15 protein-coding genes and 1 pseudogene are annotated in these 14,602 nt (G+C 50.1%); 11 read left to right on the forward strand and 5 right to left on the reverse strand.

Annotation, left to right across the window (positions count from 1 at the left end):
• Positions 1–49: 49 nt before the first annotated feature.
• From VF709_RS17090 to VF709_RS17115, 6 genes are read left to right on the forward strand one after another with little or no spacing between them, the layout of a single operon-like run.
• Positions 50–2,035, forward strand: coding sequence for a lytic transglycosylase domain-containing protein (locus tag VF709_RS17090; protein WP_440232023.1), 1,986 nt, complete (start codon positions 50–52; stop codon positions 2,033–2,035).
• A 3-nt stretch (positions 2,036–2,038) separates the two neighbouring features.
• The gene (locus VF709_RS17095; protein WP_320734072.1) at positions 2,039–2,707 is read left to right on the forward strand and encodes a hypothetical protein; all 669 of its coding nucleotides are present in this window, start codon (positions 2,039–2,041) and stop codon (positions 2,705–2,707) included.
• Positions 2,708–2,715: 8 nt separating this feature from the next.
• Positions 2,716–2,982 (forward strand): hypothetical protein, encoded by a 267-nt coding sequence (locus tag VF709_RS17100; protein WP_440232025.1) that lies wholly within the window; start codon positions 2,716–2,718, stop codon positions 2,980–2,982.
• The gene (locus VF709_RS17105) at positions 2,982–3,986 is read left to right on the forward strand and encodes a hypothetical protein (protein ID WP_440232027.1); all 1,005 of its coding nucleotides are present in this window, start codon (positions 2,982–2,984) and stop codon (positions 3,984–3,986) included. The genes VF709_RS17100 and VF709_RS17105 overlap by 1 nt, the downstream gene beginning before the upstream one ends.
• The gene (locus tag VF709_RS17110; protein ID WP_440232028.1) at positions 3,983–4,699 is read left to right on the forward strand and encodes a phage baseplate protein; all 717 of its coding nucleotides are present in this window, start codon (positions 3,983–3,985) and stop codon (positions 4,697–4,699) included. The genes VF709_RS17105 and VF709_RS17110 overlap by 4 nt, the downstream gene beginning before the upstream one ends.
• Positions 4,700–4,701: 2 nt before the next feature.
• Positions 4,702–5,049, forward strand: a complete 348-nt coding sequence (locus VF709_RS17115; RefSeq protein ID WP_440232030.1) for a hypothetical protein — start codon at positions 4,702–4,704, stop codon at positions 5,047–5,049.
• Between the two features lie 5 nt (positions 5,050–5,054).
• Here the strand turns inward: VF709_RS17115 and VF709_RS17120 are convergent, their stop codons facing one another.
• Positions 5,055–5,585 (reverse strand): hypothetical protein, encoded by a 531-nt coding sequence (locus VF709_RS17120; protein ID WP_440232032.1) that lies wholly within the window; start codon positions 5,583–5,585, stop codon positions 5,055–5,057.
• 31 nt (positions 5,586–5,616) lie between these two features.
• Between VF709_RS17120 and VF709_RS17125 the strand changes: the two genes are divergently transcribed.
• From VF709_RS17125 to VF709_RS17145, 5 genes and pseudogenes are all read left to right on the forward strand, one after another.
• Positions 5,617–6,843, forward strand: coding sequence for a baseplate J/gp47 family protein (locus VF709_RS17125; RefSeq protein ID WP_440232034.1), 1,227 nt, complete (start codon positions 5,617–5,619; stop codon positions 6,841–6,843).
• Entirely contained in the window at positions 6,827–7,450 is a 624-nt protein-coding gene (locus VF709_RS17130; RefSeq protein ID WP_320734004.1) for a hypothetical protein, read from the forward strand. Before VF709_RS17125 ends, VF709_RS17130 begins: the two co-directional genes overlap by 17 nt.
• Positions 7,451–7,476: 26 nt before the next feature.
• Positions 7,477–8,145: pseudogene (locus VF709_RS17135) on the forward strand (phage tail protein); the annotation flags it as partial.
• Positions 8,146–8,982: 837 nt separating this feature from the next.
• Complete coding sequence (locus tag VF709_RS17140) at positions 8,983–9,522, forward strand: phage tail protein (protein WP_440232073.1); 540 nt, start codon at positions 8,983–8,985, stop codon at positions 9,520–9,522.
• Complete coding sequence (locus VF709_RS17145; RefSeq protein ID WP_440232037.1) at positions 9,522–10,136, forward strand: tail fiber assembly protein; 615 nt, start codon at positions 9,522–9,524, stop codon at positions 10,134–10,136. The genes VF709_RS17140 and VF709_RS17145 overlap by 1 nt, the downstream gene beginning before the upstream one ends.
• 66 nt (positions 10,137–10,202) lie before the next feature.
• Here VF709_RS17145 and VF709_RS17150 read toward each other — a convergent pair whose 3' ends face one another.
• The 4 genes from VF709_RS17150 to bdm form a co-directional block, all read right to left on the reverse strand.
• Positions 10,203–11,033 carry a glycosyltransferase family 2 protein gene (locus tag VF709_RS17150; protein ID WP_440232074.1) on the reverse strand — a complete coding sequence of 277 codons (831 nt, stop codon included), beginning with the start codon at positions 11,031–11,033 and terminating at the stop codon, positions 10,203–10,205.
• A gap of 1,105 nt (positions 11,034–12,138) precedes the next feature.
• Positions 12,139–13,836 (reverse strand): NAD-dependent malic enzyme, encoded by a 1,698-nt coding sequence (locus tag VF709_RS17155; protein WP_013096532.1) that lies wholly within the window; start codon positions 13,834–13,836, stop codon positions 12,139–12,141.
• Positions 13,837–14,012: 176 nt separating this feature from the next.
• Positions 14,013–14,150, reverse strand: a complete 138-nt coding sequence (sra, locus tag VF709_RS17160; RefSeq protein ID WP_013096533.1) for a stationary-phase-induced ribosome-associated protein — start codon at positions 14,148–14,150, stop codon at positions 14,013–14,015.
• Positions 14,151–14,245: 95 nt separating this feature from the next.
• Positions 14,246–14,461 carry a biofilm-dependent modulation protein gene (gene bdm / locus VF709_RS17165; protein WP_013096534.1) on the reverse strand — a complete coding sequence of 72 codons (216 nt, stop codon included), beginning with the start codon at positions 14,459–14,461 and terminating at the stop codon, positions 14,246–14,248.
• Between the last annotated feature and the right edge of the window lie 141 nt (positions 14,462–14,602).

Raw genomic sequence — 14,602 nt, forward strand, 5'->3', positions numbered from 1 at the left:
CTCAGTTTCGTGAGCTGCTGAAGTTCAAAACGCATCGAGGGATCTTTTAATGGCAGGTGATCAATTACCCGTCCTGACTCTCGATATCGATGAGTCGAAAATTGCCGCGCTGAACGAAATTTCAGAGAAATTTAAAGCGGCTTTCTCTATCGGGCCTGGCGGGATCTCAATCAACAACGTTCCGCAACCCAGCCAAACGGTAAAGAAGGAACCTGCCCAGGCTGGCGAAGCGGAAGAGTCACGACAGCGCGATGACAAAGGCCGGTTTTTGCCGGCAAACAACTCGTCACTAACTGACCAGTATCGACCAGAACAGAGCAACCCTAATCCCGGCGCTGAGGGAGACAAATTCCTTAAAAATTTGGGGAAAACAGCGCGAGGAACGCTGAAAACTTTTGGGTTGATCAACAAAACGTTGGGGGTGACCAACCTCGTCCTGAAAAAGTTGTTTACCACAACTGTTTCCTGGGGGGCGCGTATTGCCGCGATTGGCGGAGGCGGGTTATTCGGTTATGGCTATATGGCCCACCGTGCGACAGAGCAGTACAAGTCCGCCCAGGGGCTTGGCGTTTCCACCGGAGAAATGCAGGCGGCCAACAATGTGTATGGCAGCCGCTTTTCTAACACAGGAAACTTACTGCAGGCGCTGGCTGCAGCCCAAAACGACCCTAACAACCCTCATTACGCCGGGCTGAGGAGCCTGGGTATCAATCCGCAGGACGGGGCGGCGGCGAACCTGCCTAAACTGCTGGAAGGGGTTTCCAGCCTGCTCAAACAGTACAAAGGCACCGGGGTTTCACAGGCTGTTCTTAAGGGGCATGGTCTGGACGGGGTCATCGATGTCGCCACCGCTAACCAGGTTCTGGCAAACAGCGATCGGTTGCCTCAGCTTAACCAGCAGTTTGTTGCTCAATCACAGCGACTCGACCGCGATTTAGGCAGTGGCACCCAGCAAAGTTATCAGGAATTATCCTCTCGGTTTGCCATGAACGCAGACCGGATAGGGAATACGTTCCTGAAGACACTCGCGAGGCTCAATGGTCCAATTGGGCGCGTAGCCGACAACCTTACAGCCAGTATTGAAAAATTCCTGAACGGGCGGAACGGGCAGGCGCTTTTTGACTCTCTGGCTAACGGGTTGCAGAAGCTTGGTAACTGGCTGGGTAGCGATGATTTTCAACGTGATCTGGATAGCTTTTCTAAGGCTGTGAAACGCATCGCTCAGGCTATCGGTTCAGCTATCGACTGGCTTTCCGGTTACGGGATTAAAGCCCCCACGTCAGTCGATGAGGCCCGAGGTCAAAGCAGCTTTGACGTTACCCGGTCGAAGGAGGAACTCGCTAAAAAAGGACTGACTGAAAAGCAGGCGGCAGAAGAAAACGCTTCAGGCGCTGGCTTCCTTAGGGCTATGGGAAACACAGTGGTAAGCCTTCTTACTGGCGGTAATGTGACCATAGATGCCGCTGAGGAGCGATGGAAAGCAGGTGGCTGGGCTAACCATGGTGGCAATAAGCAGCCGCGCGGGTTGCGAAACAATAACCCCGGAAACCTGAATTTCGTGGGTCAGTATGGCGCAAAATTAGAAGATGGTCCGAATGCCCGGTTCGCTCAGTTTCCGACGATGCTGGACGGCATTGCCGCGCTTGATAAACAGGTTGGGTTGTATCTGAAGCGGGGCACGAACACCATCGACAAAATCATGGATATTTACGCGCCGAAGTCGGACAAAAACGACACTGCAGCCTACAAATCGTACCTGTCCAGGTTCACCGGGCTGGGCATTAAGGAAGAGATCGACCCGTCCAACAACGAACAAATCAAGCGCCTGATAGTGGGCATCATCAATCATGAGAACGGGCCAGCAGCGAGCACCATCAGCGGTGATGACGTACTTAAAGCAATGGCAATGAACCGTGGCGCTCAGGCTCTACCTGGCCCGGCTTCATCGCACCAGGCAGTTAAAATTGAAGTGGTGCAACAGCCCGGTTCTGATATTTCCGCGCAAGTTAAGGGGATCTACGTCACTCCGAGGTAATCAATGGCATTAAATTATTTTGGCCAGGCATTCAAACTGGCCTTTGAAATTTCCCCCATTCTGCTTGTAGACGGCATTGCCGCTTCCATACCTGGTGGCGCGATGCCGATCGCTGTTTTGACTGAAGGGGTGAGCATCGTCGACGGTCTTCTGCACGGCGAGATCTCGGGACAGTCTGCGGCATTTTCTCCGATGGCCGGCACAACACTCATCCAGCAGGATGTCGGGACTCTGAATTTTTTCAATATGGTGACGGCTGCCAACTCAGTGGTTAACCGTTCTAACCGGGTCGTCATGCAGATGATCCGCCCGGCATCCACGAAAGGAGGCGGATACGCTGCGAAGGGAATAACATTCACGGCGCTTAAACTGGCGCTCGATCAGCATAACCAGAGTGGTGGCTACTATGTGGTAATGACACCAGCTTATATCTATACGGGATGTCTGTTGCGAACGATGATCGACGTGTCAGGTTTCTCAGAACAGAACAAGCAGGTGCAGCACACGTGGCAGCTGGAGTTTGAGCAGCCACTTCTGTCGATCTCCCAGGTTGACGCGGCCCTTGGAAACCTGATGAGCAAATTCGAATCCGGTATGCCGCCGACCACGCCATCTTCAACATTGTCCTGGAGCGGCAACGGCGACCTTATACCCGCAATTCCAAAATTTTAGGCGACTCTATGACAACCACGATTGCCTTTAATCCGGACGGTAAAACGCCATTTTCGTTTCAGGCGACCGTCGGCGGCGCCAAGCTATTCGCGACCGTGCCTTATAACCTCTATGCCAATCGGTATTACGTCAGGCTTACTGACGGGCATGGGCGGATAGTTTCCTACGTTCCCCTGATTGGTTCACCTGATGGATTCGATATCAATCTGGCACTGCCTTACGCGCCGGGATCGCTTGTGTATCGTGTCAGTACGAACCAGTTCGAGGCTACCTGATGAAATATTACCGCCTAGAGATTACCGATAAGGACGGGAACACTCCCCTCGATGCCGCCGGAAACCCGATTGGGCCGTTTGACAGTTCTCTTACCCCTGGTGCAGCGCTTGAGATCCAGTTTGATGCGCTCATCACAGGCTATGATGTTGTAATGAGTGGTACAAATATCGCGATTTACGGCGTTCCGGTAACCATGCTGCGGGAGAGTGCTCAGCTTGCCGGGTGTCAGATAAACTTGACCGCTGGTTTTACCGCAGGTCTGCCGCTCGCAAACCCTAATCAAGCGGGACTTATTTTAAGCGGGCAGATCTACAACCCCTATGCTAACTGGCTGGGAACACATCAGTCGCTGAATTTTATCGTTAACCCCAGCCCATTGCTTAATGACCAGGGGCAGGCTGCGAGTATCACGCTCGATGGTAAAAAGGGAGAGAAATTAAGTGACGTGCTCACACGGGCGCTGACCACTGCATATCCCGGCTTCACGATTGAGATAGCGATAAGCGATCTGCTGGTGCTGGCAGAGGATGGCGTGGGCGTTTACAGCCGTCTTACGCAGTTAGCAGCTACGATACGCAGTCAGTCGTTCTCAATAATAAATCGGGACGATTACACCGGGGTGCAGATGGTCATGCAAAACCGAAAGATCCGGGTGTTCGACAACACAGTGGGTGAGGCTGGGGGGATCCAGATACTTCCACAGGAGTTGATAGGGCAACCAACATGGATCGGCCCGGTAAGCGCGTCTTTCAAGTGCCCTCTCAGGGCGGATTTACGTTGTGGTGATAGGGTTGAGCTGCCGCAAAATATCATTTCCGGGCCGGGTGCGCTGCTGGCCGTCAACTCCGAGCGGTCCTATTCGTCGCTTCGGTCGCAGGTTAATTTTTCCGGCGCATTTCTCATAACTTCTGTGCGCCATGTGGGTGAGTATCTCAACCCGGACAATTCTAATTCCTGGGTAACAATTTACGAGGCCGTCGCGCTGGCGAAAAATACAACATGAGCAACGGACAAAAATTTCCTTTCCTGAAAGCCCTGAACAATGCCATCCATACAGCCAATGAGGACCGCGCAGCGATAGAGGGACGGTCGCTGCCTTGCCATGTGGTTGGCGTTGACGGGCAGATCGTCACGGTACAGTTCGACATGCTGCCTGACGGTACACAGTACCCACAGGTGACGATCCCAATAGCGACATTCGAATACATTCGCTACCCAATTCAAATCGGCGACAAAGGGGTAACAGTAGCCGCTGACGTATCGCTGAGAGGTATTTCTGGACTCGGTACCGGCATCGCAAGCCGTGCGCTAACGCTTTCTCTGGTGCCTATTTTCTTCGTTCCTCTCTCAAACGCAGGGTGGTCCAAAGAGGATCCAAACAAAATCGTGCTGTATGGCCCCGACGGGGCGATCCTGAAAACTGCGGACGGTGCCAGCAGCATTACAGTTGAGCCGGGTAAAATAACCGAAAAGGCTGACTCTATTTATCTCACAGCGAAAAATATCTATCTGGGCGGGGGCACGATTCATCTCAATGGCCCGATTGTCCAGGACGCTGGCGAGATGTCTGATACTTCAGCCAAATTTATTGGCCCTATGGACGTTACAAACGACGTGAAGGCAGGCGGCATCAGCCTCATGAATCACCCTCATGATGTGAAAAACGTTCAGAGCGGTGGTAGCACTGTTCAGTCTGAAAAACCAAAGGCAGGGTAACGATGAGAACATGGGGACGCGTTACAGACGCGAAGGGTAAAAAAACGTGGCAGGTGGTTGAAACGGATGCGAACGGTGATTCGTCATACGTCTGGTTGACCACGCTGATCCAGACCTTAAAGCTTGGCCTGGGAGAATCGCCGTTTTACGCTCAGTACGGCATTCCGGCGCAGCAGTCGATTGTTCAGCAAGTTTATCCTGATTACTACGTCAATATGACTCAGCAGCAATTTGCCGGATACTTTGCATCGCTGGCGATATCGAAAGTAGATGGGGCAGCGAACCCCACCTATACGATCGATGTCGTGTTCAGGAACGGTGTAAGCTACCAAAAAAATGTAGCAGTATAATATATTTACCCCAAGACAATTCCATTAGGGCATTGCTTTTCCATGTTCGATATAGCATTCATTTGAAACTTATGAATCGCATCGTATTCCTTTTGGGATATTTCTTTTTTTATGTATTTCTTATCGGTATCGGCTGCATTGTTTTTCATTGTGTTTATTGTGCTTCTGCATACTTGATGGGATTGCTGCTTTTCTGTTAATCCACCACCAACCTTGATGTAATTGATTGCTTGGTTATAGTCGCTGACGTTATATGAATAATGAATATTGCCAGATGCATCATTAAACACATCAGTAAACCTGATTAAATGACCAGTTGCATTAGGGTTTGTGTTTTCTACCAGCAGTGAAGCATTTGCACTTTCAGCCATGGCATTGCTGGTTTTACAAAAAAATGATTTCCCATATTGTTGCATTACATCACGCATCAATGAAGAACAGGCGGCCTGTACCAGTTTTGCCTGATCAGTTTTTACTTCATATTCATTTGCTTGAGCAAACAAAGGGAGCGCTAATAAAACAAGTAATTTTTTCATTTAAAAATATCCATAACTAAGAGGTAATAATGTGTCAGACCTTCCGATTATTATGACAGAAGCAGGGGCTCAACCCACGCCACCAAAAACATTGCTTGCTAATCTTATCACCAGAGTTTCGCAAAAAGTACCCGATTACACAGCCAACCTGCCGGCTGGCCTGATTACCGACCTCGCAAGCACTGCTACGGGAGCTATCGCTTTAATCGACCAGGCCCGGGTTGATCTTATCAATTCGGTAACGCCATACGGTGCCAACATCCCATTACTGATGCAGCTCGGTACCACCTACGGCGTTCCTCAGGGGGAAGGAACAAACACATCGGTATACATCACATTCTCCGGCCCGCCGGGATTCGCTATTCCGAAAGGTTTCATCGTGGGCGACGGTAACAATCAGTATGCTGTAGTTCGTGATACAGCGATCCCGTCCAGCGGTCAGACCGAGCCAGTGTACAGTCTGGCGATTTCGCCAGGCTCATGGGCTGTGCCGGAAGGCACAGTAACCCAGATAATCACGTCGGTACCACAGGGTTACAACGTTACCTGTACAAATCTCACGGCAGGACTACCGGGGCTTGCAGAACAGTCCTGGGCATCGTATCGCGGCCAGGTAATGCAGTCAGGTATGAAAGCGGTGCAGGGCACGCCGGATTATTTCAGGACGGTACTGGAGGCGGTTGAAGGCGTACAGGAAAACCTTCTTTCTTTTCGCCAGGCTTCATTGGGAAAATGGGTGGCTATCATCGGAGGCGGGGATCCTTATGACGTGGCTTACGCCATTTATAAATCAGTCCCGGATATATCAGTGCTGACAAATGATGTCAGTAATCCATCCGGCGCAGCTGTTGATAAAAAAACGATACAGATCGATGTTTATCCCGATTCCTATCAGGTGCCGTTTGTTGTCCCTGGTTCTCAAACCGCTGCGGTTTTCATTACCTGGAACACCGCTTCAACGAATTATATCGATCCTGCTGGCATCTCTATGGCCGTTCAACAGCCGGTAGCAGATTACATCAACACTATCGCTGTGGGCGAACCTATCAACATCCTCCAGATTCAGGAAATTTTCCTCGAAGCGGTGCAGGGGCTTGTTCCGCCATCACTGGTATCGATGATCGATATTCAGATTGGTATCAACGGGGAGATTGTACCACCGGAAGATAATTCAAAACTGGTTTATGGCGACACCTACGGTTACTTCTCAACGACGGCCGGGCAGATTCAGGTAGAGAAATATGGCAGCACCAGTTAACAAAATCATCCCTTCTTATCCCTTCGTTCAGTACCGCGATGACCCAAATATCGTGGCATTCTTTGACGCTTATAACGAAATGGCTCAGGAGTACCTGGACGATATTAACGCTCTAAGCATTCCTTACTGGCCTTCTCCAGCTCTGTCGGGGAAATTGCTTGATTGGGTTGTTGAGGGAATCTACGGGGAAACCCGTCCGCTGCTGCAGGTATCCCAGGATGCTATCGCGAAAGGGGCCTACAACACCATCGACTACAACACGATCCCGTATGCAGGGATGAAGAACTTCGTACCCGGCGCAACGACTTACGTTGTAGACGATTATTTCAAACGCATACTGACCTGGAATTTCTACAAAGGTGACGGTGTGCAATTCAATATCGACTGGCTGAAGCGCCGTATAGCACGCTTTTTGCGGGGCCCAAATGGTATTGATCCCCCCGTTACGGACACCTTCGATATTTCGGTTGTGCCTGCAAACGGAATTTTCGCAATTCTGCTGCCTGATTCGAACGACAACGTGGGGCAATTTCTCAAAGATGCGATAGAACAACGCATAGTCAAATTACCGTTCATGTACAGCTTTACAGTCGATTTCGCTAATTAAACTTTATCACTGAAAATGGTGAAAAAATGATACTGGGTTTCGGTAACAACGTGGTCTCTTCACTGGCATCGGACATCACAGCCAGTCAGACAACTTTTTCTGTACTGCCAGGAGACGGGCCATTATTCGCGGCACTCCTGACTTCTGATTTCAGCAATAAATCCACAACGTTAAAAAACTACGCAAAAATTACGCTGACCGACTCCGGCGAAACCGCATTCGAGGTGTGTCATCTTACTGCAGTCAATGGCGACACGCTGACGGTTATCCGCGGACAGGAAGGAACGACGGCGAAGGGCTGGGCGCTGAAGGATGCAGTAGCCAACTTCGCTACCCGCGGCTCGGAAAACTCATTTCCTCAGATCGCTCATATCCAGAGCGGGTTTTATACATCTGGTACCGCTGGTGGTACGGCGAACGCATTGACACTTGAGCTGCCTACCACCTTTTTCCTCAATGGTTCGGCTGATTGGGTATTGAAAACACCCATCGTTGTATACCCGTCCCAAAACAATACCGGCGCTGCCACGCTGCAGTTGACGATGGGAGGGCGTGTTCTCGGTACATTTCCATTATACAAGGGCAACAAAGCCGCGCTGGTAGCGAACGATATTCTGAAAGACGTGGCTCTGGTTTGTCTGATGGATAACACCAAAACATTTTTCAATGTGGCTAACCCAGGGGCAATTTACGCGGGGCTGGGTACGGCAGCGTTCGCTAATCTTGTTACCTCCATGACCGATACGACAGCTGGGCGTGTTCCGATAGTGGGCTGGCAGGGGCTGGGTTCTGTCGCTCAAATTCGCATGGGGCAGGTATCGCAATTCCTCGCATATGCGGCCACTGATTTCAAAGAAGTACCAGCTAATGGTGCCGGATGGCAATCAGCATATGGTGCATCACGTCGCGCACAAATTTTCATGACCACCGGCGGGAACGTATATTCAAGATTTTCTCTTTCTGATGTGGCATTTGATGTTGATACACCGTGGGCTATTCATTATACGACATTAAACAAACCCACTGCTGCGGATGTAGGTGCGGTTGCCAAAGCGGGCGACACTATGACGGGAGCGTTAACGGCTCCGGGAGTCACTAACACTGGGGATTACTCTCTACGTAACCTGGCAAACCGCCACATTCGTTTCGAATACCTCAAAAATGATGGTACCTGGGCTGTTGACGGCTATGTCTATAAAGATGGTGTTGATGCCCCGAATCGTCGCCCCGGCGTCAGAATTAATTGCGGCACACCCAACAAAGACAAAGGGAATACATCTAATTCAGGGGACTGGGTATTTGGTGAGGATGGGATGTTGAGCTGTCCGGGCGAAATCACAGGTGCCTATAAAGGTACTTTCGCATGGGCAGACCAGTACAACACCAGAGCGCCTTTTTATCACGATTTCACCTCTGCCGGGGCCAGTGAATACCACCCTCTTATCAAACAACGTGCACGCCTGAGCAATAACGCATGGGTATTCACTCAGGGGGTTCTGGTCGGTGGAACGGAATTAACCTGGCATCTGTATATGCGGGGTAGTGCTGGTCAGGATATCAACCACCAGTGGGACACCAAAGGAAACTATAACTGTCCCGGACAGGTTGTCCCTGGAAATTACACCAATTTTGATTCCCGCTATCTGACGAAATCAGAAAATCTCCCCGTGGGTATTCCTTTGCCGTGGCCGACAGCAACGCCGCCGTCTGGCTGGCTGATTTGCAATGGCTCCGCTTTCAACAAGACCAGTTGCCCTAAGTTGGCGGCGGTGTATCCGTCAGGCAACTTGCCTGACCTTCGCGCGCAGTTTATCCGCGGCCTTGATAACGGCAAAAACATCGATACCGGGCGTGCCATCCTCAGCACACAGGCGGGGCAGTCTCCATACTCCTCAGTCGGCAGTACCTACGGAAATACATCATGGAACAGCCGCGCAACGGTCAAAACGGGGTACTACATGACTACCGGCACAGACAATGACGGCACCTATCAGATTATGTCCGAGTCGCAGGCACAGCGTGAAACCCGCCCAACCAACGTCGCATTTAACTACATCGTGAGAGCAGCATAATGACTGAAAAATATAACCTTGATTTTGAACATGCCATTCCTGGCGCTGAAGGCTGGGCAACAACGGCGGGCTGGGTACTGACGTATCAGTGTGCTTACGACACGACTCGCGAATACACGTCCTGCTACTGGCAGTATTGTGCCGAAGGGGTGGGTATCGCGGCAGGCTCTTACACCGATAAACCCGCCGAACTGGACGATAATACCAAAGCCATTCGCCGGACTGCTGACGGTTCAGCCTGGGAAGTGGTTGATGACCTGCGCGGACAGCTTGCTTACAGCACCGAAACCGGAGAAGCGAGCACGGTTGATTTTATCGGCCCGCTTCCTGATGGCTGGACACTTCTTGCACCGGCGTCCCCGTTTGATAAATGGGATGGGGATAAATGGGTGACGGACACTGACGCACAGCAAGCGGCTGAAGTCGCTGCGGCGCAGGAAAAGCTTGAAGCCCTGAATCAGGAAGCAGACAGGATTATAGCCAGCCTCGAGCGCGTCATGAAGTACGACCCCACCGACGAAGAAAAAGCCCTGCTGGAAGCCTGGGAAAAATACAGCGTGTTGCTGAGCAGAGTGGACCCTGAGAAACCGGACTGGCCGGAAAAGCCTGAATAAACTAACGCTTCGTTATTCGCCCTGACATTAATATTATCGGGGCGAAAGGTTACTATTGATGATTTATCATTTTGATAAAAATGAGAAAAGATATCTCAACCACCAACAATATTTCCAGTAAGGATGTTTTTTCATTTCAGGTGAGGGGAGAGCAATGCGCTTAACAATGCACCATTCAAAATTGAGAAAAGTACGGCTGTGTCCTTTTTCATAACCATACTTACAAATTTCATGGTGTTTTTTTGTGTCTACAGGGGTATTCGCTGTGAGGTCGCGAGTTAGAGAGTGATAGGATTTTTTCCTGTCAATGTTGCGTTCAGTACAATAGTAAGGCTTTGGGAGATACCTCTGTCTTGAACCGTGATATTTATGAAATTTTACGAAACGGTAATCTTCTGCTCCGTAGTTTCCTGAAAACTCCTCATCATAACCGAAAAAACGCATAAATCTAGCCCTTGACATAAAAAACATGTTGCTGTGGCCTTTGATTATGGAGTTGTTTTCCATGCGATAAATTTTGAAAAAATCACGACCAGGATTTTTTACTTTAACGAGATATTTGAATGTATGCTCGGGAAGTACATGATCAAGGTCTGTGATAATTATTTTATCTGACTTGGCATAGGTTACACCAAGGTTTCTGGCCCCACCTTGATTCCATTGTATGTCACTATTAATTCTTAACCATGTTATGTTTAGGTCAAATTCAGGTATCGAATATTTTGCAGGCGAGCAATCATCGACGATGATAAACTCTATTTGCTTCAGTAGTTCTGAGTCCATTTTCTCATACTGCGCCAACAGAGAAATAACAGAATCAATATTCTCTTGATTGCAATAGAAATGAGTAATATAACTTAGCTGTATATGCTGTTTGTCTACAATTGGTGATTGCATGCTGAAGTACTCAGGTTGGTGCTTTTTTTTGGGGTGATTTTGTTTCTGATTTTTTGTTGCGAATTTCAAGATTAAAATCCATCAAACAGTTGTCATGAAAGCCTTTCTCTAGCGGAAATATCCTCTCAAGAAGCCCAATTTTTCTTTGGCATATTTGGCAAAGTTTTTTCATCATCACCCTTCTTTTGGACAAGAAACAAATGTGGCCCTGGGTGTGTAAAAATTCTTGCTGACGGGCTATCGACATTTTTCTATGGCTTTAATCCAGATCTGGTTTGAATGGAACTGCTAGTACTGCTCGGCAATGAAGTAGCAAGCAACGTCTAGGAAACCGGTATAAAAACCAGACGGCGCAGATACTCATAACGGGAGATACTTACGTCAATAGGGTGGCGGAGCTACTCAGTAACGACTGTGCGGGCGGCACCGTCGAAGGGGTATGAGAAGCTCCGCCATAATTTTTTGGTGGCACAGCGTCAATAGCCCAGAGACGCTGTGCCATGTCTGGGAAACCGACGAAGGAACCAGACATTGGAAAGTTACTGAACGGGAGTTGTTTAGTGCAAGGAAAAAATGGTGATGGCGCTAACCAGACAGCAGATAACGATGCAGAAACAGGAATCTTGAAAGCGCCACCATTGAGGGTGGCGGTGCAGTTGCTGTGATAACCACTCTTCGGAAAAGCCAGGTTAAACTGCACCGCCATGTCTGGAAACCGACGAAGGAACCAGACCAGAGCAAATATCGAAACGGCTGCGCTATTTGTCAATGCGCTTTAATGTCTGAATTATGGTGGTTCAGGCCATTTTTATTTCTGAGGATTTGGGGGCAAATTTGGGGGCAAAAAGACGTTGGGGGCAAAATTTGGGGCATCACATTTGCTGCTATTTTACGCTATTGTCTGACCAGCTAAAGTTATAAGTCTCTGATTTTTATATAAGTCATTGATTCTGAAACGAACAAAAAAAGCACAATATAAAAGGCCTCCTTATATATTCAGTGGGTTAATGGATGAAAGGAGTGTAGCGGGGGAAAGGCGGTTTGGCTAGGGGGGACGAATGTAATTCCCTCTCCCGGTGGGAGAGGGAAAGGTCGGAACACAATGTTAGATCGAAGTACGACGGTAGCTGCGGTATTCCGGCATCCAGAAGTTGTCGTCGATGGCCTGCTGCAGCGCATCGGCAGAGGTTTTCACTGCCACACCCTGCTGCTGGGCCATTTTCCCGACCGCGAACGCGATAGCACGCGACACCTTGTGAATGTCTTTCAGCTCTGGCAGCACCAGTCCTTCGCCATCGTTCACCAGCGGCGAGTGGCCCGCCAGGGTTTCGCTTGCCGACATCAGCATCTCATCGGTAATGCGCGACGCGCCGGAGGCGATCACACCCAGACCAATGCCCGGGAAAATATAGGAGTTGTTGCACTGGGCAATAGGATAGGTTTTGTCCTTCCACACCACCGGATCGAACGGGCTGCCGGTTGCGACCAGCGCGTTCCCTTCGGTCCAGGCAATGATGTCCTGCGGCGTTGCTTCCACGCGCGAGGTCGGGTTGGAGAGCGGCATCACGATAGGGCGTTCGCAGTGCTTGTGCATCTCACGAATGATCTCTTCGGTGAACAGCCCCGTCTGACCGGAGACGCCAATCAGGATATCCGGCTTCACGTTGCGCACTACGTCCAGCAGAGAGAGCACTTCGTTGTCGGTGTCCCAGTTCTTCAGGTTCTCACGTTTCTGCACCAGCTTGGTCTGGAACGGCAGCAGGTTTGGCATGCCGTCGGTCAGCAGGCCGAAACGGTCGACCATGAACACGCGGGAGCGCGCCAGCTCTTCGCTTAGCCCTTCACGCTGCGTCTGGGCGATAATCTGCTCGGCGATACCACAACCCGCAGAGCCTGCGCCCAGGAAGACAATTTTCTGATAGCTCAGTTGGCTGCCTGCCGCGCGACTGGCGGCAATCAGCGTGCCGACGGTGACCGCGGCGGTGCCCTGAATATCATCGTTAAAAGAGCAGATCTCATCGCGATAGCGGTTCAGCAACGGCATCGCGTTTTTCTGCGCGAAGTCTTCAAACTGCAGCAGCACGTCCGGCCAGCGGTGCTTGACCGCCTGGATGAAATCATCGACAAACTGATAATACTCGTCGTCGGTGATACGCGGATGACGCCAGCCCATATACAGCGGGTCGTTAAGCAACTGCTGGTTGTTGGTGCCCACATCCAGCACCACCGGCAGGGTATACGCCGGGCTGATGCCGCCGCAGGCGGTATACAGAGAGAGCTTACCGATTGGGATCCCCATGCCGCCAATACCCTGGTCACCGAGACCCAGAATACGTTCGCCATCGGTCACCACGATCACTTTGATATTGTGGTTCGGCACGTTCTGCAGAATATCGTCCATGTTGTGGCGGTTCTGATAAGAGATAAAGACGCCACGGGAGCGACGGTAGATCTCTGAGAAGCGTTCACAGGCGGCACCCACCGTTGGGGTGTAGATCACCGGCATCATCTCTTCGAGATGATTTTGTACCAGACGATAGAAGAGGGTTTCGTTGGTATCCTGAATGTTGCGCAGGTAAATATGTTTGTCGATTTCGGTTTTGAAACCCTGATACTGGATCCACGCGCGCTCTGCCTGTTCTTCAATGGTTTCCACCACTTCTGGCAGCAAACCGAGCAGGTTGAAGCTGCTGCGCTCTTCCATGCTGAAGGCGCTACCTTTGTTGAGCAGGGGGAATTCGAGTAATACCGGGCCGGCATAAGGGATATATAGGGAACGATGTTTTTTCAGTTTGTTGTCCATGTCACTCACTCTTTTTTTGAAGATCCGTCCCTGACACTGCTGTTTGTCATCTTTCTGGCCTGTGCGATGGGGTGCGGTCAGGCGGTATTATAAAGGAGCTAAAGATTAATTACCGCAACACATAAACAAAAACACCATCGGTTTTGCCGATGGTGTTGAGGATCTCTCCTGGGAACTTACTTGCCCGCGTGGCGTTTTCTGCCGGTGGCGTGAGTGACCTGTGTTTCACTGTCGCCTTCAATCACAACTTTACGTTGGTTAGAAAGCTTATAGTTCAGTCCCAGTATATGGCGTGCCTGACGGTTCGATTTCATGTTAACTCCTCAATCCTGTTGATAGTTTTAAGGACCAGTTCGCTTACGCAAACGAAATGTAACCCCTTAGGTTGCAGATCCAGCTTAGCAGGTTTTTACAAAGGTGCGTTTTGCCCGCTGACGACGTAGTTAATGGTCTGCTGGTAGATGTCACTGAGGATGTCATTGTCTGTGGATTCCACCCACTTGGTCAGTTCCATCAAAATGTCATCTTCAGTCACAGCACCATGCTCGGCGTGAAGACCCTGTGCAATCGCGTTAACGAGTTCAGGTTGTGCTGCTGCAGTATTGGCCGGGTAATAAGTAAACATGCTGCCTCCGTGTCGTTGTCTGTTTAATGGTACGGCTCGCAAAAAATTTAATTCACAAACAGAATGGCAAATATTTTGGCCGCTGTGTCTAAGATTCATCTTAGAAATAAAAATGACATAAGTGCATGCTTTTATGCGCTT

The sequence above is a fragment of the Enterobacter sp. Lyrl_3 genome (assembly GCF_051948675.1).
GTDB classification, from domain to species: Bacteria; Pseudomonadota; Gammaproteobacteria; order Enterobacterales; family Enterobacteriaceae; genus Enterobacter; species Enterobacter cloacae.